Annotated in this window: 24 protein-coding genes, 1 tRNA gene and 1 pseudogene; 10 read left to right on the top strand and 16 right to left on the bottom strand. The window is 67.7% G+C overall.

Translation table 11 applies throughout. The annotated features are described in order from the left end of the window. The first annotated feature begins 100 nt into the window (after nucleotides 1-100). Entirely contained in the window at nucleotides 101-817 is a 717-nt protein-coding gene (locus D0D28_RS15400; protein ID WP_094006458.1) for a nucleotidyltransferase domain-containing protein, read from the top strand. Between the two features lie 712 nt (nucleotides 818-1,529). Here D0D28_RS15400 and dcd read toward each other — a convergent pair. Together dcd and D0D28_RS15390 are read right to left on the bottom strand one after the other, a co-directional pair. Beyond that, entirely contained in the window at nucleotides 1,530-2,111 is a 582-nt protein-coding gene (dcd, locus tag D0D28_RS15395; protein ID WP_094006457.1) for a dCTP deaminase, read from the bottom strand. Between the two features lie 9 nt (nucleotides 2,112-2,120). Beyond that, the gene (locus tag D0D28_RS15390) at nucleotides 2,121-3,338 is read right to left on the bottom strand and encodes an oxygenase MpaB family protein (RefSeq protein WP_116111011.1); all 1,218 of its coding nucleotides are present in this window, start codon (nucleotides 3,336-3,338) and stop codon (nucleotides 2,121-2,123) included. A gap of 101 nt (nucleotides 3,339-3,439) precedes the next feature. Between D0D28_RS15390 and D0D28_RS15385 the strand changes: the two genes are divergently transcribed. Then, nucleotides 3,440-3,510, top strand: a tRNA-Gly gene (locus D0D28_RS15385). A 76-nt stretch (nucleotides 3,511-3,586) separates the two neighbouring features. Here D0D28_RS15385 and D0D28_RS15380 read toward each other — a convergent pair. The 7 genes from D0D28_RS15380 to D0D28_RS15350 form a co-directional block, all read right to left on the bottom strand. Then, the gene (locus D0D28_RS15380; RefSeq protein ID WP_205413274.1) at nucleotides 3,587-4,723 is read right to left on the bottom strand and encodes a tyrosine-type recombinase/integrase; all 1,137 of its coding nucleotides are present in this window, start codon (nucleotides 4,721-4,723) and stop codon (nucleotides 3,587-3,589) included. Further along, nucleotides 4,723-4,941: an excisionase family DNA-binding protein gene (locus tag D0D28_RS15375; protein WP_116111020.1), complete on the bottom strand. Its 219-nt coding sequence runs from the start codon at nucleotides 4,939-4,941 to the stop codon at nucleotides 4,723-4,725. The genes D0D28_RS15380 and D0D28_RS15375 overlap by 1 nt, the downstream gene beginning before the upstream one ends. 19 nt (nucleotides 4,942-4,960) lie before the next feature. Further along, the gene (locus D0D28_RS15370) at nucleotides 4,961-6,541 is read right to left on the bottom strand and encodes a replication initiator (protein WP_116111010.1); all 1,581 of its coding nucleotides are present in this window, start codon (nucleotides 6,539-6,541) and stop codon (nucleotides 4,961-4,963) included. Nucleotides 6,542-6,558: 17 nt separating this feature from the next. Beyond that, a complete protein-coding gene (locus tag D0D28_RS15365; RefSeq protein ID WP_116111009.1) occupies nucleotides 6,559-6,948 on the bottom strand; it encodes a hypothetical protein in 390 nt (129 codons plus the stop codon). After that, nucleotides 6,945-8,474: an FtsK/SpoIIIE domain-containing protein gene (locus tag D0D28_RS15360; RefSeq protein ID WP_116111008.1), complete on the bottom strand. Its 1,530-nt coding sequence runs from the start codon at nucleotides 8,472-8,474 to the stop codon at nucleotides 6,945-6,947. The genes D0D28_RS15365 and D0D28_RS15360 overlap by 4 nt, the downstream gene beginning before the upstream one ends. Nucleotides 8,475-9,011: 537 nt before the next feature. Further along, nucleotides 9,012-9,290: a winged helix-turn-helix domain-containing protein gene (locus D0D28_RS15355; protein ID WP_240323216.1), complete on the bottom strand. Its 279-nt coding sequence runs from the start codon at nucleotides 9,288-9,290 to the stop codon at nucleotides 9,012-9,014. Nucleotides 9,291-9,304: 14 nt separating this feature from the next. After that, on the bottom strand, nucleotides 9,305-9,760 hold the full coding sequence (locus D0D28_RS15350; RefSeq protein ID WP_116111007.1) for a hypothetical protein: 456 nt from the start codon (nucleotides 9,758-9,760) through the stop codon (nucleotides 9,305-9,307). Nucleotides 9,761-9,909: 149 nt separating this feature from the next. Here D0D28_RS15350 and D0D28_RS15345 point away from each other — a divergent pair, with 149 nt between their 5' ends. The 3 genes from D0D28_RS15345 to D0D28_RS35660 all read left to right on the top strand — a co-directional run bounded on the left by D0D28_RS15345 (nucleotide 9,910) and on the right by D0D28_RS35660 (nucleotide 11,888). Next, complete coding sequence (locus D0D28_RS15345) at nucleotides 9,910-10,734, top strand: hypothetical protein (RefSeq protein ID WP_116111006.1); 825 nt, start codon at nucleotides 9,910-9,912, stop codon at nucleotides 10,732-10,734. Between the two features lie 34 nt (nucleotides 10,735-10,768). Next, nucleotides 10,769-11,605, top strand: a complete 837-nt coding sequence (locus tag D0D28_RS15340) for a hypothetical protein (RefSeq protein WP_205413273.1) — start codon at nucleotides 10,769-10,771, stop codon at nucleotides 11,603-11,605. Nucleotides 11,606-11,699: 94 nt separating this feature from the next. Further along, on the top strand, nucleotides 11,700-11,888 hold the full coding sequence (locus D0D28_RS35660; RefSeq protein ID WP_162830573.1) for a hypothetical protein: 189 nt from the start codon (nucleotides 11,700-11,702) through the stop codon (nucleotides 11,886-11,888). On the opposite strand, the gene D0D28_RS37645 is transcribed toward D0D28_RS35660, so the two are convergent. The 3 genes from D0D28_RS37645 to D0D28_RS15325 all read right to left on the bottom strand — a co-directional run bounded on the left by D0D28_RS37645 (nucleotide 11,802) and on the right by D0D28_RS15325 (nucleotide 14,668). Continuing rightward, nucleotides 11,802-12,377: an HNH endonuclease gene (locus tag D0D28_RS37645; protein WP_094006436.1), complete on the bottom strand. Its 576-nt coding sequence runs from the start codon at nucleotides 12,375-12,377 to the stop codon at nucleotides 11,802-11,804. The genes D0D28_RS35660 and D0D28_RS37645 overlap by 87 nt on opposite strands. Nucleotides 12,378-12,541: 164 nt before the next feature. Next, on the bottom strand, nucleotides 12,542-13,822 hold the full coding sequence (locus D0D28_RS15330) for an AAA family ATPase (protein ID WP_255407916.1): 1,281 nt from the start codon (nucleotides 13,820-13,822) through the stop codon (nucleotides 12,542-12,544). A gap of 198 nt (nucleotides 13,823-14,020) precedes the next feature. Beyond that, nucleotides 14,021-14,668, bottom strand: coding sequence for a DUF6308 family protein (locus tag D0D28_RS15325; RefSeq protein WP_198958268.1), 648 nt, complete (start codon nucleotides 14,666-14,668; stop codon nucleotides 14,021-14,023). Nucleotides 14,669-15,342: 674 nt separating this feature from the next. Between D0D28_RS15325 and D0D28_RS15320 the strand changes: the two genes are divergently transcribed. The 3 genes from D0D28_RS15320 (at nucleotide 15,343) to D0D28_RS15310 (ending at nucleotide 17,269) form a co-directional block, all read left to right on the top strand. Further along, the gene (locus D0D28_RS15320) at nucleotides 15,343-15,720 is read left to right on the top strand and encodes a hypothetical protein (RefSeq protein WP_094006422.1); all 378 of its coding nucleotides are present in this window, start codon (nucleotides 15,343-15,345) and stop codon (nucleotides 15,718-15,720) included. A 413-nt stretch (nucleotides 15,721-16,133) separates the two neighbouring features. Further along, nucleotides 16,134-16,811, top strand: coding sequence for a nucleotidyltransferase domain-containing protein (locus D0D28_RS15315; RefSeq protein ID WP_240323215.1), 678 nt, complete (start codon nucleotides 16,134-16,136; stop codon nucleotides 16,809-16,811). 83 nt (nucleotides 16,812-16,894) lie between these two features. Further along, on the top strand, nucleotides 16,895-17,269 hold the full coding sequence (locus D0D28_RS15310) for a hypothetical protein (protein WP_162831073.1): 375 nt from the start codon (nucleotides 16,895-16,897) through the stop codon (nucleotides 17,267-17,269). Here D0D28_RS15310 and D0D28_RS15305 read toward each other — a convergent pair. Both D0D28_RS15305 and D0D28_RS37640 read right to left on the bottom strand, forming a co-directional pair. Beyond that, a complete protein-coding gene (locus D0D28_RS15305; RefSeq protein WP_116111003.1) occupies nucleotides 17,262-17,984 on the bottom strand; it encodes a nucleotidyltransferase domain-containing protein in 723 nt (240 codons plus the stop codon). The two genes, D0D28_RS15310 and D0D28_RS15305, sit on opposite strands and share 8 nt — an antisense overlap. Beyond that, nucleotides 17,971-19,205, bottom strand: a pseudogene (locus D0D28_RS37640) (hypothetical protein). The gene D0D28_RS15305 and the pseudogene D0D28_RS37640 overlap by 14 nt, the downstream one beginning before the upstream one ends. A 116-nt stretch (nucleotides 19,206-19,321) precedes the next feature. Here D0D28_RS37640 and D0D28_RS15295 point away from each other — a divergent pair. Then, nucleotides 19,322-20,017 carry a potassium channel family protein gene (locus D0D28_RS15295; protein ID WP_116111002.1) on the top strand — a complete coding sequence of 232 codons (696 nt, stop codon included), beginning with the start codon at nucleotides 19,322-19,324 and terminating at the stop codon, nucleotides 20,015-20,017. Next, nucleotides 20,014-20,343, top strand: coding sequence for a contact-dependent growth inhibition system immunity protein (locus D0D28_RS15290; RefSeq protein WP_094006416.1), 330 nt, complete (start codon nucleotides 20,014-20,016; stop codon nucleotides 20,341-20,343). The genes D0D28_RS15295 and D0D28_RS15290 overlap by 4 nt, the downstream gene beginning before the upstream one ends. A 71-nt stretch (nucleotides 20,344-20,414) precedes the next feature. Here the strand turns inward: D0D28_RS15290 and dusB are convergent, their stop codons facing one another. After that, nucleotides 20,415-21,560, bottom strand: coding sequence for a tRNA dihydrouridine synthase DusB (gene dusB, locus D0D28_RS15285; protein ID WP_116111001.1), 1,146 nt, complete (start codon nucleotides 21,558-21,560; stop codon nucleotides 20,415-20,417). Between the two features lie 28 nt (nucleotides 21,561-21,588). Further along, a complete protein-coding gene (locus D0D28_RS15280; RefSeq protein ID WP_094006414.1) occupies nucleotides 21,589-21,984 on the bottom strand; it encodes a hypothetical protein in 396 nt (131 codons plus the stop codon). Between the last annotated feature and the right edge of the window lie 250 nt (nucleotides 21,985-22,234).

Below are 22,234 nucleotides of genomic sequence, written 5' to 3'. Positions count from 1 at the left end.
GCCTGAGGTGATGCCTCCATTCGGAGCAACCTACAAAATGGTCCAGTCCATGCCGTACCACCGGGTGACATGGACCACCTGATCATGGGAGGCTGAACGCATGAGCTTCGAAGACGAGGTGGCCGCGCGGCTGGCCGGGCTGCCCGGCGTGGAGGCCGTGACGCTGGGCGGGTCCCGGGCGGCGGGCACGCACCGGCCGGACAGCGACTGGGACTTCGCGGTGTACTACCGCGGTGCCTTCGATCCCGCTGACCTGCGCGCTCTCGGCTGGCCGGGCGAGGTGTCGGAGATCGGCGAATGGGGCGGCGGCGTGTTCAACGGCGGCGCGTGGCTGACGATCGACGGGCGCAAGGCCGATGTCCACTACCGCGACCTGGACGTGGTCGAGCACGAGCTGGCCGAGGCGCGGGAGGGCCGGTTCCACTGGGAGCCGCTGATGTTCCACCTGGCGGGGATCCCGAGCTACCTGGTGGTGGCCGAGCTGGCGATCAACCGGGTGCTGCGGGGTTCGCTGCCGGCCGTGGAGTTCCCGGAGGCGCTGCGGCGGTCGGCGCCTGCCGTGTGGCGCGCGCGGGCCTCGCTGACGCTGACGTACGCCGAACACAACTACGCGCCGCGCGGGCAGGTGACGGAGTTCGCGGGAGCACTCGCCACGGCGGCGATGCAGGCCGGGCACGCGGTGCTGGCCGAACGCGGAGAGTGGGTGCTCAACGAGAAGCGCCTGCTGGACCGCGCCGGCCTACGCGAAATCGACAAGCTGATCACCGGCGACCTGCAGGAGGCGGCCCGGCGGGCACGCGAGCTGCTCGGCCTGTAGGGGGCTGGACGACGGCCACGAACGACGTGGGGAGCGGCTGACGGGACTCGGTCCCGGAAATCGCTCTGGGCCGCGGCTGTGGAAGGTGCGCTGAGCTGGGCAGAGACGGCCGCCGGGCAGCGGGTGCTGGGCTGGTGCGGGCTCCGTGAAGGGGGAGCGCCCTGGCTGTTGCGTTTCGAGGATGACTCGGAGGCGGTGTTGCGGCCCGGCGCAGGTCGCACGGAGGTTGCGGCCTTGCGCCTGGCCGGCGAGTCTCGGGCAGCAGCCAGATCCCGGTGGAGCCCAGCGCCGGTAGATTGACGCGGCGCTGTCGCGGCGGAGTTGCACGCGGTCGAGCTGGTTCGCGCGCGGATCTGCCGTTCGGGACAGCCGGAGGCGTCTTCGGTCCCGGTGTTCGTGCACGGTGATCTATGGCTTGGACTGTGCCGGGGCGGGCCATCCCGGTCTGGACTTGGCGTCGCTGCGATGCGACGCGGCGACGATGCTCGGTGGCGATGCACCTGACGTGCTGCCAACGGCGGCGCGCTGCCCGACCCGGCCATGCCGCACACAGCCGGCCAAGCCCCCGTAGGCCACATCGTCGCACTGTGATGGCGGCACCGGCTGGGGGCGAACGGGTTCGGGCTGCTGTCTCCAGGTCAGCGGAGCGCGGACCGCTCACCACCGTCCCCCACCGCAAGCCACCGCCCGCCCGGCGGGAGCTGTTCGGCCTCTAGCGGTTGGTGTCGGCGGTGTGGAAGTTCAGGTACGCCCGGGACGGCGTCGGGCCGCGTTGGCCCTGGTAGCGGGACCCGACGGCGGCCGAGCCGTACGGGTTTTCGGCCGGGCTGGTGAGCCGGAACAGGCACAGCTGGCCGATCTTCATCCCCGGCCACAGGGTGATCGGCAGGTTCGCCACGTTCGACAGCTCCAGCGTGATGTGCCCGGTGAAGCCGGGGTCGATGAAGCCGGCGGTGGAGTGCGTGAGCAGTCCGAGCCGTCCCAGCGACGACTTGCCCTCGAGCCGCCCGGCGAGGTCGTCGGGCAGCGTGACCAGCTCGAACGTGGACGCGAGCACGAACTCACCCGGGTGGAGGACGAACGCGTCGTCGCCGTCCTTCTCGACCAGCGAGGTCAGCTCGTCCTGCTGGAGCTTGGGGTCGATGTGGGTGTACTGGCTGTTGTTGAACACCCGGAAGAACCGGTCCAGCCGCACGTCGATGCTCGACGGCTGGAGCATCGCCGGATCGAAGGGGTCGATGCCGAGACGGCCGGCTTCGAGCTCTTTGCGGAGGTCGCGGTCACTGAGCAGCACGCTCTAACCCTAGGCAGCCCGCATGTGCCGCGCGTAGGTGGGATCCAGCTTGAACACCCGGCCGAGCCGGTCGACGTAGCGGCGGCGTTCGAGTGCGCCGATGTACTCCTGCAGCGCCGTGGCGCCGGGGATGAAGCGCCGCGCGGTCTCGGCGGCGAAGTTGCCCGCGGCGACGGCGAGGATGGCGCCCTGCGCGATCGGGTCGTTGGGGATCTCCAGGAAGTCGGCGTTCGTCTTGCCCAGCACGAGCCGGCTGATGGAGGAGTGCACGGCGACCGAGACGTGGGACAGCACCTTGCCCACGGCGCCGCGCCCCGCGCCGATGGCGGCGTGCGACTCGATCAGGGCCTTGGCGAGGCGTTTGCTGTCCTCGTCGGGGATGAACTCGGTGGACGCGAGCAGCCAGAACAGGCGCCAGGCGTCCTCCTCGGTGGCGGGCAGGAGTTCCTCGTCGATGCCGAGCAGCCAGCCGACGTAGCGCCAGAGGTGCAGGATGTCGGCGCGCTCGCGGTCGCTGAACCGGATGCCGAGCAGCTGCGTGCCGTAGACGAAGACGAGCGAGAAGAGGAGCAGCGTGCCGGCGGTCTGGACCTGGTTGACCGGCTTGTCCCACTCGTCGTAGTCCCAGTCCGGGCGGCGGTTCATGGCGGCGCGGACGTGGGCGTGCACGAGCCGGACGCGCAGGGCGGAGGCGTAGCCGCTGTGGCCGATGGCCAGCGCGCCGGGCGTGGTGACGTCCATCCACCAGGCCGCGGTTTCCACGAGGCGCTGGCTGGCCATCCGCTCGATCTCCCCGGTGGCGACGAGGGTCTTCGTGGCGCGCGAGGCGAGGTAGCCGCCCATGAGCGACATGTCCCCGAGCGGGAAGAGGCCGAGGACGCCGGTGCGGATGATCGCTTTCGCGCCCCGGTCGAGGCGGACGGGATCGACCCAGTACGGGGTGGCCTCGACGTGCTCGAAGAAGTCGACGAGCTCTCGCGGCGGATCGTCGAGGCTGTGGATGCCGTCGGTGAGGGCCTGTTCGAACAGCCGGCGCCCCTGGTGCCCCGGCAGCCGACGGAACATCGCGACGACGGCGTCGGCCTTGGGGTCCTGCGCCTGGGCGAACTCCCGGAAGCGGCGCATCTGGCGTTCGGTCGCGCGGATGTCGTGCTTCACGAAGAGCTTGGCCGCCAGGCTGAAACCCCCACGGCGGAACAACTCGGGATCCGGCAGTCGCTCATCCATGCACACCCACCCCTTTCGACAACGAGTGTTGTCACTTGCGCCCCACGGAGTCAAGGGGGTGGCTTCGCAGAGGAGCGACGTTGTGTATGCTGTGCGTCGCTGCGGATGTAGTTCAATGGTAGAACATCAGCTTCCCAAGCTGAGAACGCGGGTTCGATTCCCGTCATCCGCTCTTCGCAGGTCAGAAGGGGTGCCACCCGATCTTGGGCGGCACCCCTTCTGCTATCTCCAGCAACATCCCAACAACATCATGCGGGCCCTCTGCGGTGCTCCTCGACGAGCTTCGAGAGCCGGTCCGCGATGTGCTGATCTGCCTCGCTCGTGGCCCGCTGGTAGATCAACGCGGCCCGCATGTCGTCGTGCCCCATCCGCGCCATGAGGTCCCGCGTCGACATGCCCGCCTTCGAGGCCCAGACGTTGCCCGCGTGCCGCAGATCGTGGAAGTGCAGCCCCTCCAGTCCGAGCTTGGTCACGGCCTCGGTCCACCGGGTCCGCTGGTTGAAGTTCGGCCGGCGGATCGCCCCACCGGACTTCTCTCCGGTGAAGAGCAGCGCCTCCGGGTCCGGTCGCACGAACTCCGACAGGTGCTTGAGGATGTCCGGCCGGATGGCTTGCGGCAGGGTCACCGTCCGCACCCCGGCCCGGGACTTCGGCGGCCCAGCCACCACGCCCTGACCGGGCACCTCGACGAACTGCCGCACCACGCGAACCTGACTCGCGTCCTCCGCCACGTCGCACCGCCGCAGCGCGGTCACCTCGCCGAACCGCAGCGACCCGAACGCCGCAAGCAGCACCATCGCGGAGAACCGCTCCGGAAGGGCCGCTGCGATCTCGAAGACCTGCCCGACCGTGACCAACGGCCGCTCCTCGGGCGTCTCCTTCTCCGCGCCCGGGATCTTGCACGGGTTCTTCGCGATCAGCTCGTCCGGATCCACTGCGGTGTTCAACACGCCCCGAAGCAGCCGGTAGCACTTGGCGAGCACCGACGCCGATACCCCGGCCGCCAGCCGATCAGCCCGCCACTGCCGAAACGTCGCCGCCGACAACCGGTTGAGCGGAACGTCGCCGATGAAGGGCGTGATGTGCTTACGCAGCAACCACCGGTACAGCTCGACCGTGCGCGGCCGCAGCCCCGGCCGTTCGACGATCCACCGCTCTGCGTACTCGGCCAGCGTGATCTTGGCGCGGTCCGGATCAGTCCAGTCCCCGGCGACAATTATCGCCTCGACCCCGTTCAGCCAGCGATCCGCATCCCGCTCCTTCTTGAACCGATGCGGAGCGAAGTGCCGCTTCCCGTCCGGACCGAGGTAGCTCGCCTGGAACTCACCGAGGGAGGTCTTGCGGATGCTCCCGAACCGCCGCTTGCGTCCCTTGTTGTTGGGCATCAGGCCGCCTTCCCCAGATCCCGCAGCACGGAAGCCCGCGTGATCGGCTCGACCCGTCCGGCCGCCACGAACGCCTCCAGGTCCTCCACCGCCAGTCGGACGTGCGCCCCGACCTTGTGGAACGCGATACGCCGCTCCGCGATCAGCCGCCGGATGAACCGCACGCCGGTGTTGATGTAGTCCGCCGCTTCCTCGACGGTCAGGTACTTGGATTCCAAGATCTCGTCCCCCAATCGATCAGGCCACCAGTGGCGTTGCCGAAGTTTCTTGACCGGGCGGATTGGCCGCGAGGAGTGCTCTGTCGTACTCGGCTTTCCAGGTGATCCGCTCTGCGATTGCCCGCATGAGCAGGTGCGCGCGTGGTGGTGCGTCCTGGTCGCCGGGCTGGACCTTGCGCCAGATCAGCCGCGAGGTGTCCTGCTCGGGCTTGACGATGCCGACGCCTGCGAGCATGTCCCGCACGAACGCCTTGCGGTCGGCCTTGTGGTCCGCGAGGGACTTGCCCGACCACTTGCGCGAGACGAGCACTCGCCGGCCGGGGAGCCCGAGGGTGGTCCTGCGGTGTGCCCGTCCCTTGCAGTGGCCCGGAGTCATCCGGCTGGTCGCGCCGAGTGGCTGGATGCCGTAGAGCAGCCACACGGCACAGCGGGGCGAGCACGGGGTGATCGCGAGTTCGGCGTGGAGCCGGTCGTGGTGATCCCGCTGTCTGGCGGTGCTGGCCTCGACCACCTCGCCGGTGGACTTGGTGAGGTATTTGGTCAGGTAGCCGATGTGCCGCCCGGCTTCCTCTGAGCCGCCGAGGATGCCCTTGGAGTGCACCTGCCGCCCGAACGTCACCACGTGCGCGGGCTCCTCGACCTCCTCCACCGCCTCTTCCCACGGCGTTAGGGGTTCGTGCTTCTCCGGATCCACAAACCCCTTCACCCGCGCGTCCCAGACCGGCAGCCGGTCCCCGCCGTAGACCAGCTCGTCATGGGGCGGCCACCAGACCTGGTGGTAGGTGGCCTCGGTGACCTGCCGCAGCACCTCATGCGGAATCGACCCCCGCAACGCCGCGTGCAGGTGCGGTGCGGTCCGCTTTTGCGGTTCGACGGTGGCGAAGTACTGCACGTCCCAGCCGACGACGCGGCGGAGGTTCTGCCACCACCGATCCACCAGCGACGCAAAGTGCACCGCATCCCGCGCCGCCCGCCGGTAGTCATAGCTCGCCGGATCGACCGGGGTCCCGTCCTCGCGCACCCGGCCGTAGGTGTCGCAGGTCAACGTGACGAACATGGACGGCCGGAACTTGCCCGCGTACTCCCGGCCCACGGTGGTCTTGGCGACCTTCTTCCGGGGCAGGGTGGGGGCGTCTTGCCGCCGCTTGGTCGACCGCTTCACCGGCCGCTTCGACGGCGGGTCCGGCGAGGGCAGCCGTCCGCGCATGCCGAGTTGCCGAAGTTCCTCATCAACACTGCGGATCTCCTCTCGCAGCTCGTCGGCCTGGCCCTCCTCCCCGTGCTCGACCGCCTCGCGATACCGCGCCACCAGATCCGCGCGGAACTCCATCAACTCCTTCTGCTCAGCCGTGGGCGGGGCCGGGGTGAAGTCCGGCTCCTCGGTCAGGTGCCAGCCCTCCCGGCACTGCGCCATCCGCAACGCCTTGGCCTTCTTGGCACACGGCCCGCAGACGCTCTCCACGGTGGAGCCGCAGGGCACGGCGACGTAGCGGAGTTCGCCGGTGTCGGGGTCGCCGACTTCCATCGTGAACGGCCGAACGCACACGCCGTGTTTCTCGGCGGTGGCCTTCATGACCTCGGTGGACAGCGGCAGCCGCATCCGTTCAGCACGAGTGCTCACGCGGCCACCTCCCGCCGTGCCCAGCCGTGCAGGGTGGCCAGTTCCACGTCCTGCTCCACCCCACGCGGCAGATCCGGGAACAGCGCCCGCTCGTACCGCACGGCACCCCAGACGTGCACCGGAACTCCGGTCGCCATCCGACCCACCACGGTCAGATGCACGGACGGGGCATCCTCGAGCCGGGTGGCGGTCACGGTCACGCCGTCGAGCGTTCGAGCCCAGCCCAGCAGCGCGGAGGCGAGCCCGTCCAAACCGACCTCGTGCAGGTGCACCGCCACGGGCTCCCGCCAGGTCGTGCACTCGACCGAGACGGGCGAGGGCACCGCATGCTTGGCGAGGTGGTCCCGCAGCGCATCGAGGTAGGGCACCACGTCGTGGCTGGTCATGCCGCCGCACCCCCGATCGAAGCGATGCGGCCGGTGACGAACGCTTCCAGGGCCTTCACGGTGTCGTCGGGCACCCATCCGGCCCGGACCCGCAGGGGTTCGCGCAGTCCTTCGCCCCAGACGTAGCCGACGCCGGCTTCGGTCTCGGCGATCCGGTTCGCCCACGCACCCCGCTCATACGCCTGGTCACCAAGGACCATCCCGACGTGGGATTTCGAGGTGACGCGGAGGCAGATGCGGCGGGGGAACAGTTCCCGCACCGGCACTGTGTCCTTGGTCGGTTCCTGCACGTAGCCGCGGACGGTGAACCCGAGCGCCCGGCCCTGCGTGGTCAGCAGCGCCACCCGCTCCACGATCTGCTCACGCGTCTTGCGGTCGGTGTACTTGGTCAAAGCCCCGATCTCGTCGAACTCGACCAGCTCCAACGGATGCTCACTGGTGATCGGGACCGAGCGGACCCGCCCGGCGAACTCCGTCTTGCGCGCGTCCATCGAGGCCACCAGGTCATCCAGCACCGCCAGCGCGTCCTTCGGGGTGACCGCGTAGCGATGGAAGATTCCGCGCCCGTACGCCAACTCCATGCCCTTCGGGTCGATCCCCGAGACCCGCACCAGGCCATCCCGGATCGCCGGAGCGATCGACACCAGCGGGCACCACATCATCGAGTTCTTCCCCGCACCGCTCGCCCCGGCGACCAGGGTGTGACTGCCGGAGCCGTGCAGTGGGACATGCCAGTCCTGCCCGTACTCGGTGCGCCCGGACCACACCCGCCGCAGATCCACCGCCCGCTCCCCGACCTCCGGGCACGGCACGGGCGCGGCGAGCAAGTTACGGCGCTGAAAGTCGATCGAGACCACGTTCGGGGCGATCTCCCGCACCTGGCACCGGCTGACCTTCCGGGCGGAGGCCAGAGCACGGGCGGCGTCGTCGAAGTCCTCCGGCTTCTGCCCTGGCATCAACCGGACCTGAACCTCATCCCAGGACGGCCCGGAGCGCACCCGCTTCACTCTGGGCACCCGCACCCCGGCCGACCGCTGCTCCCGGGACACCTTCTTGCGCCCCACCAGCGTCACTGTCACGTCGACGGGGATCGCGTCGTCCTTGACGCTCAACCCGCAGGCGTGCAGCCACTCCGGCAGCTTGGGCATGTAAATCGCCCACTTCTGCCACCACGTCCGCAGCACGCGCCCGGCCCACTGGTCGTAGGACACGAGGTGGAACCACCGCCACGACGCCAGCCCCGAGGCCACCACGGTCAGGGTGACGACCAGCGAGAGCCAGCCGAGCCAGTAGCACCAGGCCGCCACCGCCACCACCGTGAGGCTGGTGCGGGGGTGCATCACGATCTGCGCGACGACCCAGAACGCGCCCTTGCACAGCCACCACAACGCCAGGAACACCACCGCCACCGCGGCGAGGGTTTCGGCGAGGCCGGCGAGTGCCTTGCCGAGCTTGTGCAGCACCCAGACGACCACGGCCAGGGCACCGCTGCCGAGCAGGAGAACTCCGAGGGTGTGCGCGTCCATCAGCGGCCACCCCCAGACGGAATGTCCAGGGGCAGCCGCCCCGCGCACGTAGCGCACTCAGTGTCCCCCGGTGCCAAACGGGCGAACTTGCGGCACGCACTGCACCGCGCCGGGACGCGGTCTCTTGACGCTGGTTGTGTACGGTTGTCTATGGTCTTCAACGTCTGCTCCGTCAGGTGTGGACAGCGCAGAAGCGGGAGAGGTTGGTAGCCAGGTTCCGCTTCTGCGCCTAACAACTCGGGACGTGAATCGGGGCGCACGACATCGCCGCACGAACCGTTCGCGCGTTAGCTTTCGTCCTATCCGGACTCAGAGGCCTTCGGCCGACTTCCGTTGGCAGGCCTTACAAACAAGCACCTTGCCTCGAATCACTCGTTGCCGTTCTCCGCAGATCCAGCACCGACGCCGGATGAACCAGCGGCGTCGGGAGCGCGGTAGCCTCGGCGACACCACCATCACCTCCCCTCGTGGTTGTGGGTGGGATGGCACGGAGACGAGCGGGACGGTCACGCTCCTTCACTCGTCCCCGTGCCGGGTTCAGGAACTCCGCCGGTCCGTCACGAACGTGCCCTTGGACGGGATCGTGATCACCAGGCCGCGCTTGCGCAGGATCTCGATCGCGTGCCGGGCGGTGCCGAGCGAGACGCCGTACTCCTTGGCGAACTCCCGCTCGCTCGCCAGCGGCGTGTGCGGAGGCAGGTCCCCGGCCTCGATCCGCGCCGCCACGTGGTTCGCGACGTTCTCGTACATGTAGCCCGGCGGACCCGGCTGCTCGTTCAGCGGAAACTTGGGTGGCTTGGTGTCGTGACAGGTCATCGTGACCACACCCGTCACGCGGCCTTGGCCGACTCAGCCGGCCCGCCCTGCGACTTGCCCCGGCCGCCACCCGCGTTGGCCGCCTTGAACCCGGACGCCCGGTACACGTACGACTGGTACTTGAACTCGCCGTTCCCAGCCACACGCGGCTCTGCGGTCAAGCCCTCCAGCTCGACCGGCCGCATACCCGGCAGCACCTCACCGGTGGTGGGCACCGGCTGGACGTCCGCCAGCAACGTGACCTCGAACGAAGCCCGCTTTGCATTCGGCTCCGACGGGTCGGTCACCGTCACCTTCCACTGCCGCTTGCCCGTGATCTCGTCCACCCGCTGACGAGCCGGACGACCCGCCGCCCGGTCCTCCCGCGACTGGTACTCGTTGTCCGGCGACACCTCACCCACCATCACCAGACCCTGCGGAAACGCCTCATCGAACTCGACCGGGAACCGGTGCCCCCTGCTGATCGCCATCTCTTCGAACTCCTCGTGTCGTGGCCCTCTCGGCCGGTTTAGACCCCTAAACACCCGATCCATAGTGCGCCCTGCCGTGTCTAGGGGGTCTAAACAGCAATGTACCGGCCCCTAACGGCAGGCGTCAAGGGGGTCTAAACTCCGACCTCGTGAGCACCGAGGACTTCGACAGCGTCCGGCGCGACCCCGACCCGATTCGGCGGGGCAAGCGCGCAACTGAGCTGCTCACGACCTACCAGCAGCGAGCGACCGAGCTGGCGCGGCTCCGGAAGGCCGCGATCGAGGAAGCGCACCGTGAGCTCGGTATGAGCTACACCGAGATCGCCGGAGCGCTCGGCATCACGAAGGGCCGGATCACGCAGATCCGCAGCACGGCACCCGCCGCCGAGCGCGCGTTCTTCGGGGTCGGCCCGGTGAGCATCGGCGTGCCGTACCGCTACCAGACGACCGACCGTGAACGCCCGCTGATCGCGGCCGAGGACGCCGAGACCGCCAACCAGCTCGAAGCCGTGTTGACCGCGCTCTCCCTCGCCACCTCCCGCTACCAGATCGAGCCCGACCGGACCGAGCCGCCGGCGGGAGACACGATCGTCGTATGCGGACCGAAGTCCGCTCCCATCGGCGCTGATCTGCTCTCCCGTGATCCCGCCTTGGCGATGATCGAGGACGACGGCCGGTGGTGGATCGAGCAGCGCGAGGACGGTACGCGGCTCGGCTCACCCAGCGACGAGCCTCAGCCGCAGTCGGCCGACGTGGCGTATGTGGCCCGGCACATGATCGACAACCGTGTGATCATCCACATCGCGGGTATCCACGGCATCGGATCACTCGGCGCGACGCACTACCTCCGAGCGCATCTCGCCGACGTGTTCCGGCAGGTTGGACAGCAGCCGATGTCGCTGGTCGCGCGAGCGACCTACGACGGGCTGACCATCACCGACAGCGAACTGGCCGCAGGACCCTACGTTTGGTGAACACATGCGAGTCACAACCGCGCAACTCCCGCCCATGGAAGAGAGCGCCGACAAGATCTTCGTGACCCCGCACGCCGTCATCCTCCTCGACGGAGCATCCGCCTTCGTCCCCGTGCCCGTCCCAGCCTCCGCCTACGCCGACTACCTCGGCCGCCTCCTCGCCGCTGCCCTCACCGCCGATCCAGCCGCCGACCTGCAAGAAATCCTCGCCGAAGGCATCAAGGCCACCGCGGCGCACTACGACCTTCGAGCAGGGGAGTCGCCATCCAGCACGGTCACGATCGCCCGCGAACGCGACGAGCACCTTGACCTGCTGCTTCTCGGCGACAACACGGTGATCCTCCCCGGCGGCGAAATCCTGACCGACGACCGGATAGACCGCCTGGACCTCGAACCCCGCCGCAAGTACCGCGAACGCCTCGCCGCCGGCCACGGCTACGACGACGAACACCGCGCACTGCTCCGCGAACTACAAACGCAGCAGGCCCAGTACCGCAATAAGCCAGGCGGTTACTGGATCGCGGAGGCAGATCCCCTTGTCGCACGTCAGGCCGTTTTGACAGCACGATCACTCAGCGACACTCGATGGTTCGTTATCGCGAGCGACGGCGCTTACAACGTCATGGAGCACCTAAACCTGGTCGATTGGGCCGACTACGCGAAACTTGACGGGAGAGGCCTCATAACGCTACTTCACCACTGCCAAGAGTGGGAAGAAAACGATGGGACAGCCCGCCGCATGCCGCGAGCGAAGAAGCATGACGATAAGTCAATTGCTGTCGCTAATCCTTCTCAAGAAATAAAGCCAGCTACGACCCCTCGATCTCATCGAAGCTCAACTGGTTCGCCGCCTGGGCAAAGGAACCTTTAGGACGCGACTTTTCCGAGGATGCGAGTTTGGAGTTTCGGCCGCATCTTGAACGTTTTCCAGTCGGGCAGAACAAAGCCAAGGGAGGGTTCCTGTAATGGAGGGTTCCTTCCGCTTCAACATCGCCAGAGAGCTTGACGAGAAATCTTCGTTCATGGGCTTTCGCGGCCAGATGGTACTGATCATCGCGGCTAATCCGCTAGGTGGTTTTAGCAGCTTTCCGGACAAACGCCTTCCAAGTCAGAAGATATTTAGCCTGCAACTGGATCGGGAATTCCTCCGCTGAGCCTTCCCAGTGGGCATACCAGCGTGAGATTCCGAGTTCGTCGTTCGCAACTTCGATGCTCAATTCCCTTCTGGATTCTCGAGAATCATCGTCGTCGAGTACAAACTTCATGGCCCCTAGTAAGCGACGAGCTTGCTTCCTTCTGGCCTCCGTCGCGGCCTCGAAGTTGATCGTTTCTAGAATCGCTAATGTTGCCTCGCCAAATTCATCAAACCCAGCTAAGGTATATCTGGGTGCTATGAACCCTGTTTGAGGATCTAAAGTTAGATGTGACCACGGGTCCTCCGTAGTGGGATCGATAAGTCGGGGCTCTCCGTCGCCGCCTAGGGGGAATCTTTCTCCCTTCTTTCGATTACATGTCGTACAAACCCGAATCATGTTTTCCCAATCGAATGCCTTTTGAGGGAACGTGGCAATCGGTCTGAAGTGGTCAACATCTGATGCGAACGAATCGCTACAGTAGGCGCAGCGCACGCGAGATCCAGCCATGGATGCCAAGGCCTCATTGATTGGTTCCGAAGCCTTCGTGGCACGAAATCTCTTCCAGGCGGCTCGCGTGTCTGCAACCGATGCATTCGCGATGCTCTTTGTCTTGCGAAAGAGCGCAAGTCTGTCTTGTAGCTTCAATTCGACGCGGTGTAGCCGTCTCAATTTTAGCCCTCGACTTCAGCGAATAGATCAAGTTGACGCATCTCTTCGAGTTCCATGCCGGAAAGGGGGAGCTGCCGCTGCTTCGCCAGCAAGCGAGCACGTCGCTCTCGAGCCGTCACGGCTCGGGGTGACCGTGTGTGGTCTAGCCCGAATGCCGATGTCAACAGGATCTCATTAGGGCGGCCAGCGACGATTTGATTAAATTGATGCTCATCAATCATAAACGGCGCACCCTCGCCTGGTTGAGGCAGGTGGTAAATCCTCCCATTATCGGCTGCTTGGCAAACTAGGGGACTGTGTGTGGTGATTAGAAACTGAATACGAGGGAAATGGCTCTTTAGCCAGAAACCGATCTCTCGTTGCCAGGCGGGATGGAGGTGAGCGTCAACCTCGTCGATCATTACGACCCCAGGCCGGTCAACCACAAACTTTCCTGAATCATCTCTGATGACCAGGTCGCGTGGGCCGTACACTTCCACCATGTGGCGAAAGATATCGATCAACATGGCTACTGCGGAACGATAGCCATCGCTCATATCCGTCAGTGGCATAATGCGATCGGCGGAATCTTTGATCCATACGCCTTCTGAATCAACTTGGTGGATCGTGATGCCATTCCGAAGGAACTCATCACTAAGAAGGCTCAAGAGCGCCTCTAGTACAAGTGGCTCGTGCTCGCGCTCTTCAAGTTTCTTATACTGAAGCTGCTTTATCCACTCTTCACCTTCTGCGAGCGTAGCGTCCTCCTTAAACAGAGTTGCGAATCGGGGAACGCGGCCAGGGATGACCATAAGACGCTGAGCATCTGGGGAGCTGCCGTACAGGCGGCGGAAGGGGCCGTAGCCCAGTGTGAACCATCCTTGAGTCGATTGCTGCCAAGGGCCATTTATTGCGCCCTTCTTTTTGTGGCGGAAGACGTCAGCTGGAGTTATCTCGTAGACCGGCCCCTGTCGTTCAATCTCAACCTCGGCCCAAAATGTTCCTGCTACGGGATTGCCTCCCTGTCGGGTTTTGTCATATTCATGATGGGGTTTGACTTCCACGGAAATGGTGCCGCGTTCTAGTCCATCCTGTACCCAGCCTCGTAAGTCGGGTAGCAATGAACGCACCTGGTCGGGGCCCAGCAGGGCAACGGCAATGGCCTTCAATAGTGAAGTTTTACCGGATCCGTTATCCCCAGTGATTGCAGCCCAGCCAGGATAGCGATCCACGTCAGGTGCGAAGTTAAAATCAGCGTCTTCGAAACCTTTGATTCCTCGTAGTACGACTCGTCTAATGTACATATCTCCCTGGCCTCTCCGAGGTGTCATAGCTTACGGATCCTCGCGAGTCCCTGCTAGACCGGCCACACTTCCTCTATCTAGCTGCCGAATCTGGCTCTATGGGATCAAGAGCGGCGCGCAAGCGCGCCGCTGGCCGCTCGGCCTGCCGCTCCGCTTCGGCCGGCGGCCCAGCGCGAGCGTGCGACGCAGGCTAGTGAACTACCAGGTCAGCATGTCCAGCAGACGCAGGTCCGTGACCGCCGACAGCCGCCTGACCTTCTCCTCGGCATGAGCGGCCACCATCTCCCGAAGGCGAACAAGCGCGCCGGACGACGTAGCCGCTAGGAGATCCGCTCGCACTGCCGCCCATGTGATCGAGCGAAACCCCAGCTCTGGGTACCTGGCCCCCTGCGTCCGCGCTTCCGCCCTATAGGCGGTGAAGACGTGCTGGTCGAGGATCGGGAACAGAGCAGGACGCTTCACGTGCAGGACCTTGCTTACCTTCGCGTGGCTCACCCCGCGCGGCCGAGCATCCATGAAGTGGCGGTACAGCGAGGTCATCGCGTCATAGAGACCTCCGCGCGTCCCAGGATCAGCATCACGAAGGTCACTGCCCGGTGCGACCCACGGCGCATCCTTCGCCTGCTCGACGAACCAGTCCACCTCCCGGCCACCGATCCGGGAGCGCACAACCCGAGTCCGAATCACCTCGGCCGGAGTCAACAGGTACGGGTCGCCCGGACCCGGCAAGTCGTAGCGCGGCGGCGTGCGCTCCGGGTACCCCTCTAGCGTCGCGATCGCATCGCGCAGGGAGATCGACCGCCCGGCCACCACGAGTACCTGATCCGCATTAGTTAGCTCTGCCACCACCTAATTGTTCAGGTCAGGAGTGCAACGTGAAAGTTCAAAGCCCGGGGCTCCGCCCCGCACCCCGGCACCGCTTCGGAGATCAGGGGAGGACCAGTCCGGTGACCTCCTCACGGCGCGCCCGAGGGCAGCCAGCCCGGCCGGCACCGGTCAAGGGCGCTTCGCGGCCTCCGGCAAACCCTTGACCGGCGCCACCCGGCCTGGCAGGGGTGAACCCGCGCCGCGACGAGATCACCTCAGCGCCAGCCGTCAGCGAGGGCAGCTCTCAGCAACATGCCAACAACATGCCCCGGTCAACCACGGTCAACAGGGGTACCCCGCGCACACTAAGAACCACAGGTCAGGGCCGTTTTCCTGGCCTCCGGCTATGGTTCCCAAGCTGAGAACGCGGGTTCGATTCCCGTCATCCGCTCTCCGCAGGTCAGAAGGGGTGCCATCCGGGTTCGGGAGGCGCCCCTTCTGCTGTCTCCAGCAACATCATGCGGCCACGGCGGTGCTCCTCGACGAGCTTCGGGAGCCGCTCCGCCTAGGCCGTCGGCCCCGGCACACCTCCCGCTCCAACCGTCGTGACGTCATCAGCGGCCCTGCCGCCCGAACCTCGCCCGAGGCTCGCTTGCGCCTGTGCAGCGCGTCCGTTCGTATGCTCTGTTCGACTCAACTCAGGGGAGATCGACATGACGTCGCTCGAGACGATGAGCGAACGGGAGTTCTTCGCGAATGTGGGGCGGCGGCCCGGCATGTTCGTCGAGCGCGGGACCTACCACGCGATCAGTTCCTTCATCACCGGATACGACCAGCACGCCATGCGCAACGGCGGCGGATGGCTGCGCGAATTTCACGACTGGGTCTTGCGGAGGCGCGGCCTCGAGAGGAGCCCTCTGGTCTGGAGCGCCGAAGTGCTGTGGCTCGCATTTCCTGATGGAGCCTTCCGCTCACGTGGCTTCGACCTCACGGCCGACGAGAACGCGCACGCCATCAACGTGCTGTTCGAGTTGCTGGACGAGTCCCTGGCCGAACGCGAAGCCGCCGACGATGCTCCCGCGAGTGCGTAGCGGCATGTGCGATCAGGGGGAAGGCAAGCTGTGATCATCCACGGTTCGGGGGAATCCGAACAACCTCGCTGCCCGACCGCCAACACGGCACCCCGCCAGCCGGCCACCGCAGCGCGCATCTGAGCCTGATCTCGAACGCCTCCCGCCGCCTCACCGAGACACGTTCCCGGCGCCGGCCGGGCTCGCGTTCGGGGGACGGCGTCCCGATCAACGCAGCCACCAGGTCGCCGAGGATGTCCCACATCCGGCAGAAGTTACCCGCCCGCAAGACGAACGCAGGGCACAGTAGTCAGGTGGACGATCGAGGTCTAGACCGGGACGGGACGATCGCGCGCGAAGGCTCTCTGGATCGCGTGTCCACAGAGTTCGCCCCCGTCGTGGAGGCGTTTCGGAGGCGCGTCGTTGGGACTTTCGTGCGGCTTCACAGCGCCTACCTCTACGGCAGCGTCCCGCGCGGCACCGCCCTCCCCGGCACCTCCGACCTCGACGCCCTCCTCGCCCTCCACGACGAGCCCACCGACGCCGACCGGCGCGAGGCCGGGCGCATCGAGGACGCCCTCGACCGCGAGTTCCCCCAGATCAACGGCGCCGGCATCCAACTCGACAGCGCCCGCACACTCCTCAGCGACGCCGAACGCCACGACGGCGGCTTCTTCGTCGCCTGCCTGTGCACGCCCCTCCTCGGCCCCGACCTCGCCGAGCACCTGCCCCGCTATCGCCCCACGTCGGTGCTCGCGCGCGAGACGAACGGCGATCTCGGAGCGCTGCTCCCGGACTGGCGCAAGCGCGCCGCCGAGGTGACCGACCGCGAACGCCAGACCCTCAGCCGCACGGTCGCGCGCCGGATCGTCCGCACCGGCTTCACCCTGGTCATGCCCCGCTGGGGCGGCTGGACGAGCGACCTCGCCCGATCCGCCGAACTCTTCGGCCACTACTACCCGGACCGCCGCCAACAGATGCGCACCGCCGCCCGGACCGCCCGCGAACCCACCGCCGACCCGGCGATCCTCGCGATGCTGATCGACGACCTGGCCCCCTGGCTCGCCGCCGAGTACACCGCCACCCACGGTGAGCGGACACCACGGCCCTGAGTCCGCACAGGACAACGCCCCGGGATCACTCCGACGTGGTCTTCGCCCTGCGCGCCGCCGCCATCCGGCCTAGCTTGGGTCGGATGGTGCGCCGTGTTCTCGCAACGACCTTGATCGCCTTCGCCGCCGCCGGCTGCTCGTCCGGTGGCGACGACCAGGCCGCGCCCACCTCCGCGCCGCCCACCAGCGCCGGCGCGTCGATCGTCGACGTCGCCTACCGGAACGGGCAGGTGGATCCCGCGAACCTCGTCGTGCCGGGGAAGGTCGGGCAGCCGCTCCAGGTGAACGTCACCTCGGACCGCGCTGACGACATCGTGGTCGACGCCTACCCGGACGCGAACGCCGACGTCGCCCCGACCGAGCCCGAGGACCTCGACGTCACCCCGACCCGCACCGGCACGTTCACCATCCGGCTCGCCGGTGCGAACGTCACCCTCGTCACCGTCGAGGTCAGCTGACCAGCTCCCGGAGCGGCCCCGACAGCCGGGCCGCGAGCGCCACGTCGACCTGTGCTGCCTCGGCGAGCAGCGGTTCCACGACCGCCCCGAACGCGCGCCGCAGCTCGGCCGGCTCCACGGTCCGGACCAGGGTGTCCGCGAATGGCGCCAGGACGTCCGCGGGCAGGTCGTCCACCCCGCGTCCCTGCACGGCCGGCACCCCGTGACGCAGGCACGCCAGCGCGAGCACCTGATCACGTGCGCCGCTGATCATGTACTCCGCCTGCCACACCCGGCCCCGCGCGATGCTGGACCGGGCGGGCAGCGCGTACAGCCACGCCATGCCCATCAGGTGCTCCGCCGACGGCGGCTGAATCCGCGGCGGCTCGTGCGGCATGCCGAACAGCGTCCGAAATGTCGGACCAGTCGGGCCGAACTCGGCCTCCGGCCAGAACGCGATGTCGACCTGGAGCGTGTCCGGCAGCAGGAACACCCGGAACACGCCGAGGTCCAAGTGGTGGATCGCGCGGTGCTCGCGGTACATCCGGTCGGTCCAGTCCGCCACGACCTGCTCACGGTCCTCAGCTACCGCGAGCGCCAGGTCGATGTCCGACCACTGGTCCTCTCGTCCAACGGACGCGGACCCGGTCAGCGCCGCACCGCTGACCCGCTCGTCGGCGTGCGCCACCGCGATCAAGGCGTCGCGCAACCGCGCACGACTGTCAGGGGTGAACACGATCGCCCTCCTTCGGCTCGGCGCGGACCGTCCACCGCGCGGCCGCCCGCAGCGCCAGCAGCAGCGGCACCGAACCGCTGTCGGTGATCAGCGCGGGCAGGGACGGCAGGTCCGCACCCGCGGCCAGCTCCCGCCCGTACGCCGCGAGGTCGATCTCCACGAACCGCATCGCCGCCGTGAAATCGCGCTCCGACCGGCTCGGACGGCGCGTCACGAGGTCCTGCCGCGTCACCGACAATTCCGTCAGCCCGAAGAACTCCGACTTCGCACCGCGGTCCATCCAGCGGGCGAACCCGGTGATCGTCGTGCGCACGATCTCGTCGCGGCGCAGCCCGGTCTCCTCGCACAGCTCGCGTTCCATCCCGGCGCGGACCACGTCGTGCAGGTCGTCGCCGTCGAGGTCGCGCGGCTCCAGCGATCCGCTGCCCGACGGGGCGAGCAGCGACTGGCTGGCCGAATTCCGGTTGGACTGGAGCACCACCAGTACGCAGCCGTCGGTGGTGACCGCCACCGTTGACACCCCGACGATGTCCGCCAGCCGGCTCTCGGCGAGCGTGTGCAGCCGGCCCGCGGTGTCGACCATCATGTGTCGTCGCAGGTCGAAGACCTGGTCGGTGTCCCGGCGCGCGATCCGCAGGGTCGCCAGCTCGTTGGAGCACTGCGCGTCGAAGAACCGGGTGCGCTGCAGCCGGATCGGCGCGCCGTGCCCGACCGACGGCAGCGGCTCACCCGCATGCCGACCACCTTGCCGTTGAACAGCAACCGGCCGTGCGCGCGCAACGGCAGCACGTACGGCGCGGTGGCCTTGAGTTCGGCGGGCAGGCGATACGGGTCCGGCGCGACCTCGACCGAGAACCGTTGTGTCCACAGTGCTCGGTCGATGGCATCGCTGACCAGGGCGGTTCCGCGTCCGGTCAGGTGGAGGTACCGGGCTTCGGGGTAGCTCGCGGGCGGTGGGACGTCCGCGTGCGGGAAGGGCGCGGCGATCGCGGCGAACTCGTAGGCGGCCCAGCGGCCGCGGAGCATGCGGATGTCGCGGGTGAGGGTCAGGACGCCGAGCGCGAGCGCGACCCCCGAGAGCACGATGCCGACGGCGCTGGGCACGAGCGTGACGAGGCCGAGCAACACGCCCAGGGCGGACACGAACACCGGCCATTCACGCGAGCCGATGAACCAGAAGTAGTCGGCCTTCGCCCTGGCGCGGTTGGTCAGCTTGCCCATCGATCATGGTGTCTACCAGAAAGCGGGTAACGATCCGGGCGAAATGATCCGGATCACCGCGCCGGTCCGTGCGACGATCGCGCCGACCGACGGGAGTGGGACATGTGGGAAAGCGCATGGAGTGGCCGCTGACGGGCGTCGCGGTGGTGTTCCTGGCCGCCTACGCCTGGCCGATCCTCCAGCCGTCGCTCGGGAGCACCGGCCGTCTGTGGTGCGAGGTCGTCACGTGGCTCACGTGGGGGCTGTTCGCGCTCGACTACGTCGTGCGACTGGTCCAGTCGCGCGACAAACCGCGTTTCCTCCGGCGGCACGTACTGGACCTCCTGGTCATCGTGCTCCCGCTGCTCCGCCCGCTGCGGCTGCTGCGCCTCGTCGCGATGCTGAACGTCCTCAACCGCACCGCCGCGCTCGCCCTGCGCGGACGGGTCGTCGTGTACTTCGTGGGCGCGACGGTGCTGATCGTCTTCTGCGCGGCCCTCGCCGTGCTCGAAGCGGAGCGGCCGGTCGAGGAGGCCGGCATCAAGACCTTCCCGGACGCGCTGTGGTGGGCGATCACGACGATCACCACCGTCGGCTACGGCGACCGCTACCCGGTGTCGGGCACCGGGCGGCTGATCGCGGTCGGGCTGATGGTCGCGGGCATCGCGCTGCTCGGCGTGGTGACGGCGACCTTCGCGTCGTGGCTGGTCCGCCGGGTCGAGGAGGCCGAGGCGACGTCGCAAACCGTGACGCGCGCACAGATCGCCGAGCTGAGCCGGGAGATCGCCGAACTGCGCGCCGCCCTGGGCGCGAGCGAACGGAAGGACCCGTGACGGGCCGGTCGCTGGAGCAGCTCGAGGACGACTACTGGGGCGACCCGCCGCCGGACACCAGCTACCTGATCCGGACCTGCTACCGGATGCGCCAGGTCCCGCTGGACGAGCTGGACGCCGAGGGCGTGCGCATCCTGCTCGGGCAGCAGATCGGGGTGCCGTACCTGGTGCCGCGCGCGCTCGAGATCCTCAACCGGGACCCGTTCGCGGAAACCCACTTCGGCTACCTGGTCGACGCGCTCCGCCGCATCCCGGAGGACTACTGGGCGGCCAACCCGGTGCAGCACGCCGATTTCGACCGCGCGAGACGGCGCGCCGGGCGCTAGCCGCCCGGATAAATGTCCTCGGATCGATCACCTGGGCGATTCCCGTGGACCTCGAGCGACTGTGCCGGACGTCAGCCGCCCGAGTGCATGTCCTCTGCTTCGGGCACCAGGTCGTCGTCCGGGTTGTTCAGCCAGCCGTGTGGCAGCGTGACCTTGCCGGGTGAGCCCTGGCGTCCGCGCGGGCCAAGGGCGTCCGCGGGGAACGGCGCCGCGTGGTCCAGCTGGGCGATCAGCTCGTCCAGCTCGTCCATCGACGACACCATCGCGAACCGCCGCCGCAGCCCGGATCCCACCGGGAAGCCCATGAAGTACCAGGCCATGTGCTTGCGCAGGTCGCGCATCGCCTTGTCGTGGCCGTCGTGCTGGACCAGCAGCTCCGCGTGCCGCCGCAGCACCCGCGCGACCTCGCCCAGGCTTGGCCCCTCCGGGATCGGGCGGCCGGCGAACGCGGCCTCCAGCTCGCCGAACAGCCACGGCCGGCCCAGGCACCCGCGTCCGACGACCACGCCGTCGCACCCGGTCTCGGCCACCATCCGCAGCGCGTCGTCGGCGGTGAAGATGTCGCCGTTGCCCAGCACGGGGATGGTCCGCACGGCCTCCTTCAGGCGGGCGATCGCCCTCCAGTCGGCCTTGCCGGAGTAGCGCTGGGCGGCCGTGCGGGCGTGCAGCGAGACCGCCGCCGCGCCCTCGGCCTCGGCGATGCGGCCGGCGTCGAGGAAGGTGTGGTGGTCGTCGTCGATGCCGATCCGGAACTTGACCGTGAACGGCACGCCCGCGGCCTCGGCCGCCTCCACCGAGGCCCGCACGATCTGCGCGAACAGCTTCCGCTTGTACGGCAGCGCCGCGCCGCCGCCCTTGCGGGTGACCTTGGCGACCGGGCAGCCGAAGTTGCTGTCGATGTGGTCGGCCAGCCCCTCACCGACGATGATCTTGACCGCTTCCCGCATGGTCTTCGGGTCCACGCCGTAGAGCTGCATAGACCGGGGGTATTCGCCCTGGTCGAAGGCCATCATGTGCATGGTCCCGGGGTGCCGCTCGACGACGGCGCGCGCGGTGATCATCTCGCACACGTACAGCCCGGCGCCGTACTCGCGGCACAACCGCCGGAACGCGACGTTCGTGATGCCGGCCATGGGCGCGAGCACCACTGGGGGATCGACCTCGTACGGGCCGATCTTCAGTGCGGGCTTGCTCAGGGTCGCGGTCACGTCCTCCATTGTCGCTGGTGACTCGCGCCACCCGCAGTCAGGCCCGTTCGACTGCCGGGATGTCGGCGGTGATCCGGGATTTCGGACGAGGTGCGGTGACGGTCCACAGAATCTTCCCGTCTGGGTGGATCCCGCCGATGCAGGTCAGGCTCCGGCAGACGACCTGCGCGGCGTGGCCCGCGGACCCGAGTTCGACCTTCAGGTGCGGGATGTCGACGGTGGGGCTCCGCAGGATCTGGTCCTCCGCGCGGCCGACCACCAGGCCGGTGAACCACAGCTGATCGAAGTGCACCGACAGCACGCCCTCGAACAGCAGCTCGACCGGCTCGTCGGGGTCGTCGTCGGTGCGCAGGACCAGCTCCGAGTGCTCGACGCCGTAGCGCCACACGCGGAAGGCCCGGGACGAGCTGAACAACGGCTCCGGCTGGTTCATGGCCCCCAGTATGGGTGCCGATGACGCGCCCCGCGGGGTGGCTGTCACCGGAGTGGTTGACGTCGGTGCGCTCGGGTAGCGGTGGTTGGCGGGGGTTCGGTCGGGTGGCGGTACGGCCGTCGCTGGGGTGGTTGATGCCGGTTCGCTCCGGTCGCGGTGGTGGCTGGCGCGGCTTCGGTCGGGTGGTGGGGGCGGCTACGGCCGGGGTGGTTGACCCCGGTTCGTTGGGACGGCGCGGGTGCGATGGCGG

This window comes from Amycolatopsis ruanii (genome assembly GCF_003385175.1).
Taxonomy (GTDB): Bacteria; Actinomycetota; Actinomycetes; order Mycobacteriales; family Pseudonocardiaceae; genus Amycolatopsis_E; species Amycolatopsis_E thermalba.
This window is presented reverse-complemented; position numbering and strand designations above follow the sequence as displayed.

Excerpts from the sequence above, each read along its gene's own strand:
- D0D28_RS15400 (WP_094006458.1), top strand. The coding sequence starts at position 101 with ATGAGCTTCGAAGACGAGGTGGCCGCGCGGCTGGCCGGGCTGCCCGGC.
- D0D28_RS15390 (WP_116111011.1), bottom strand. The coding sequence starts at position 3,338 with ATGGATGAGCGACTGCCGGATCCCGAGTTGTTCCGCCGTGGGGGTTTC.
- D0D28_RS15380 (WP_205413274.1), bottom strand. The coding sequence starts at position 4,723 with ATGCCCAACAACAAGGGACGCAAGCGGCGGTTCGGGAGCATCCGCAAG.
- D0D28_RS15370 (WP_116111010.1), bottom strand. The coding sequence starts at position 6,541 with ATGCGGCTGCCGCTGTCCACCGAGGTCATGAAGGCCACCGCCGAGAAA.
- D0D28_RS15365 (WP_116111009.1), bottom strand. The coding sequence starts at position 6,948 with ATGACCAGCCACGACGTGGTGCCCTACCTCGATGCGCTGCGGGACCAC.
- D0D28_RS15360 (WP_116111008.1), bottom strand. The coding sequence starts at position 8,474 with ATGGACGCGCACACCCTCGGAGTTCTCCTGCTCGGCAGCGGTGCCCTG.
- D0D28_RS15355 (WP_240323216.1), bottom strand. The coding sequence starts at position 9,290 with ATGACCTGTCACGACACCAAGCCACCCAAGTTTCCGCTGAACGAGCAG.
- D0D28_RS15350 (WP_116111007.1), bottom strand. The coding sequence starts at position 9,760 with ATGGCGATCAGCAGGGGGCACCGGTTCCCGGTCGAGTTCGATGAGGCG.
- D0D28_RS15340 (WP_205413273.1), top strand. The coding sequence starts at position 10,769 with ATGGAAGAGAGCGCCGACAAGATCTTCGTGACCCCGCACGCCGTCATC.
- D0D28_RS35660 (WP_162830573.1), top strand. The coding sequence starts at position 11,700 with ATGGAGGGTTCCTTCCGCTTCAACATCGCCAGAGAGCTTGACGAGAAA.
- D0D28_RS37645 (WP_094006436.1), bottom strand. The coding sequence starts at position 12,377 with ATGGCTGGATCTCGCGTGCGCTGCGCCTACTGTAGCGATTCGTTCGCA.
- D0D28_RS15330 (WP_255407916.1), bottom strand. The coding sequence starts at position 13,822 with ATGTACATTAGACGAGTCGTACTACGAGGAATCAAAGGTTTCGAAGAC.
- D0D28_RS15320 (WP_094006422.1), top strand. The coding sequence starts at position 15,343 with ATGACGTCGCTCGAGACGATGAGCGAACGGGAGTTCTTCGCGAATGTG.
- D0D28_RS15310 (WP_162831073.1), top strand. The coding sequence starts at position 16,895 with ATGGTGCGCCGTGTTCTCGCAACGACCTTGATCGCCTTCGCCGCCGCC.
- D0D28_RS15295 (WP_116111002.1), top strand. The coding sequence starts at position 19,322 with ATGGAGTGGCCGCTGACGGGCGTCGCGGTGGTGTTCCTGGCCGCCTAC.
- dusB (WP_116111001.1), bottom strand. The coding sequence starts at position 21,560 with ATGGAGGACGTGACCGCGACCCTGAGCAAGCCCGCACTGAAGATCGGC.
- D0D28_RS15280 (WP_094006414.1), bottom strand. The coding sequence starts at position 21,984 with ATGAACCAGCCGGAGCCGTTGTTCAGCTCGTCCCGGGCCTTCCGCGTG.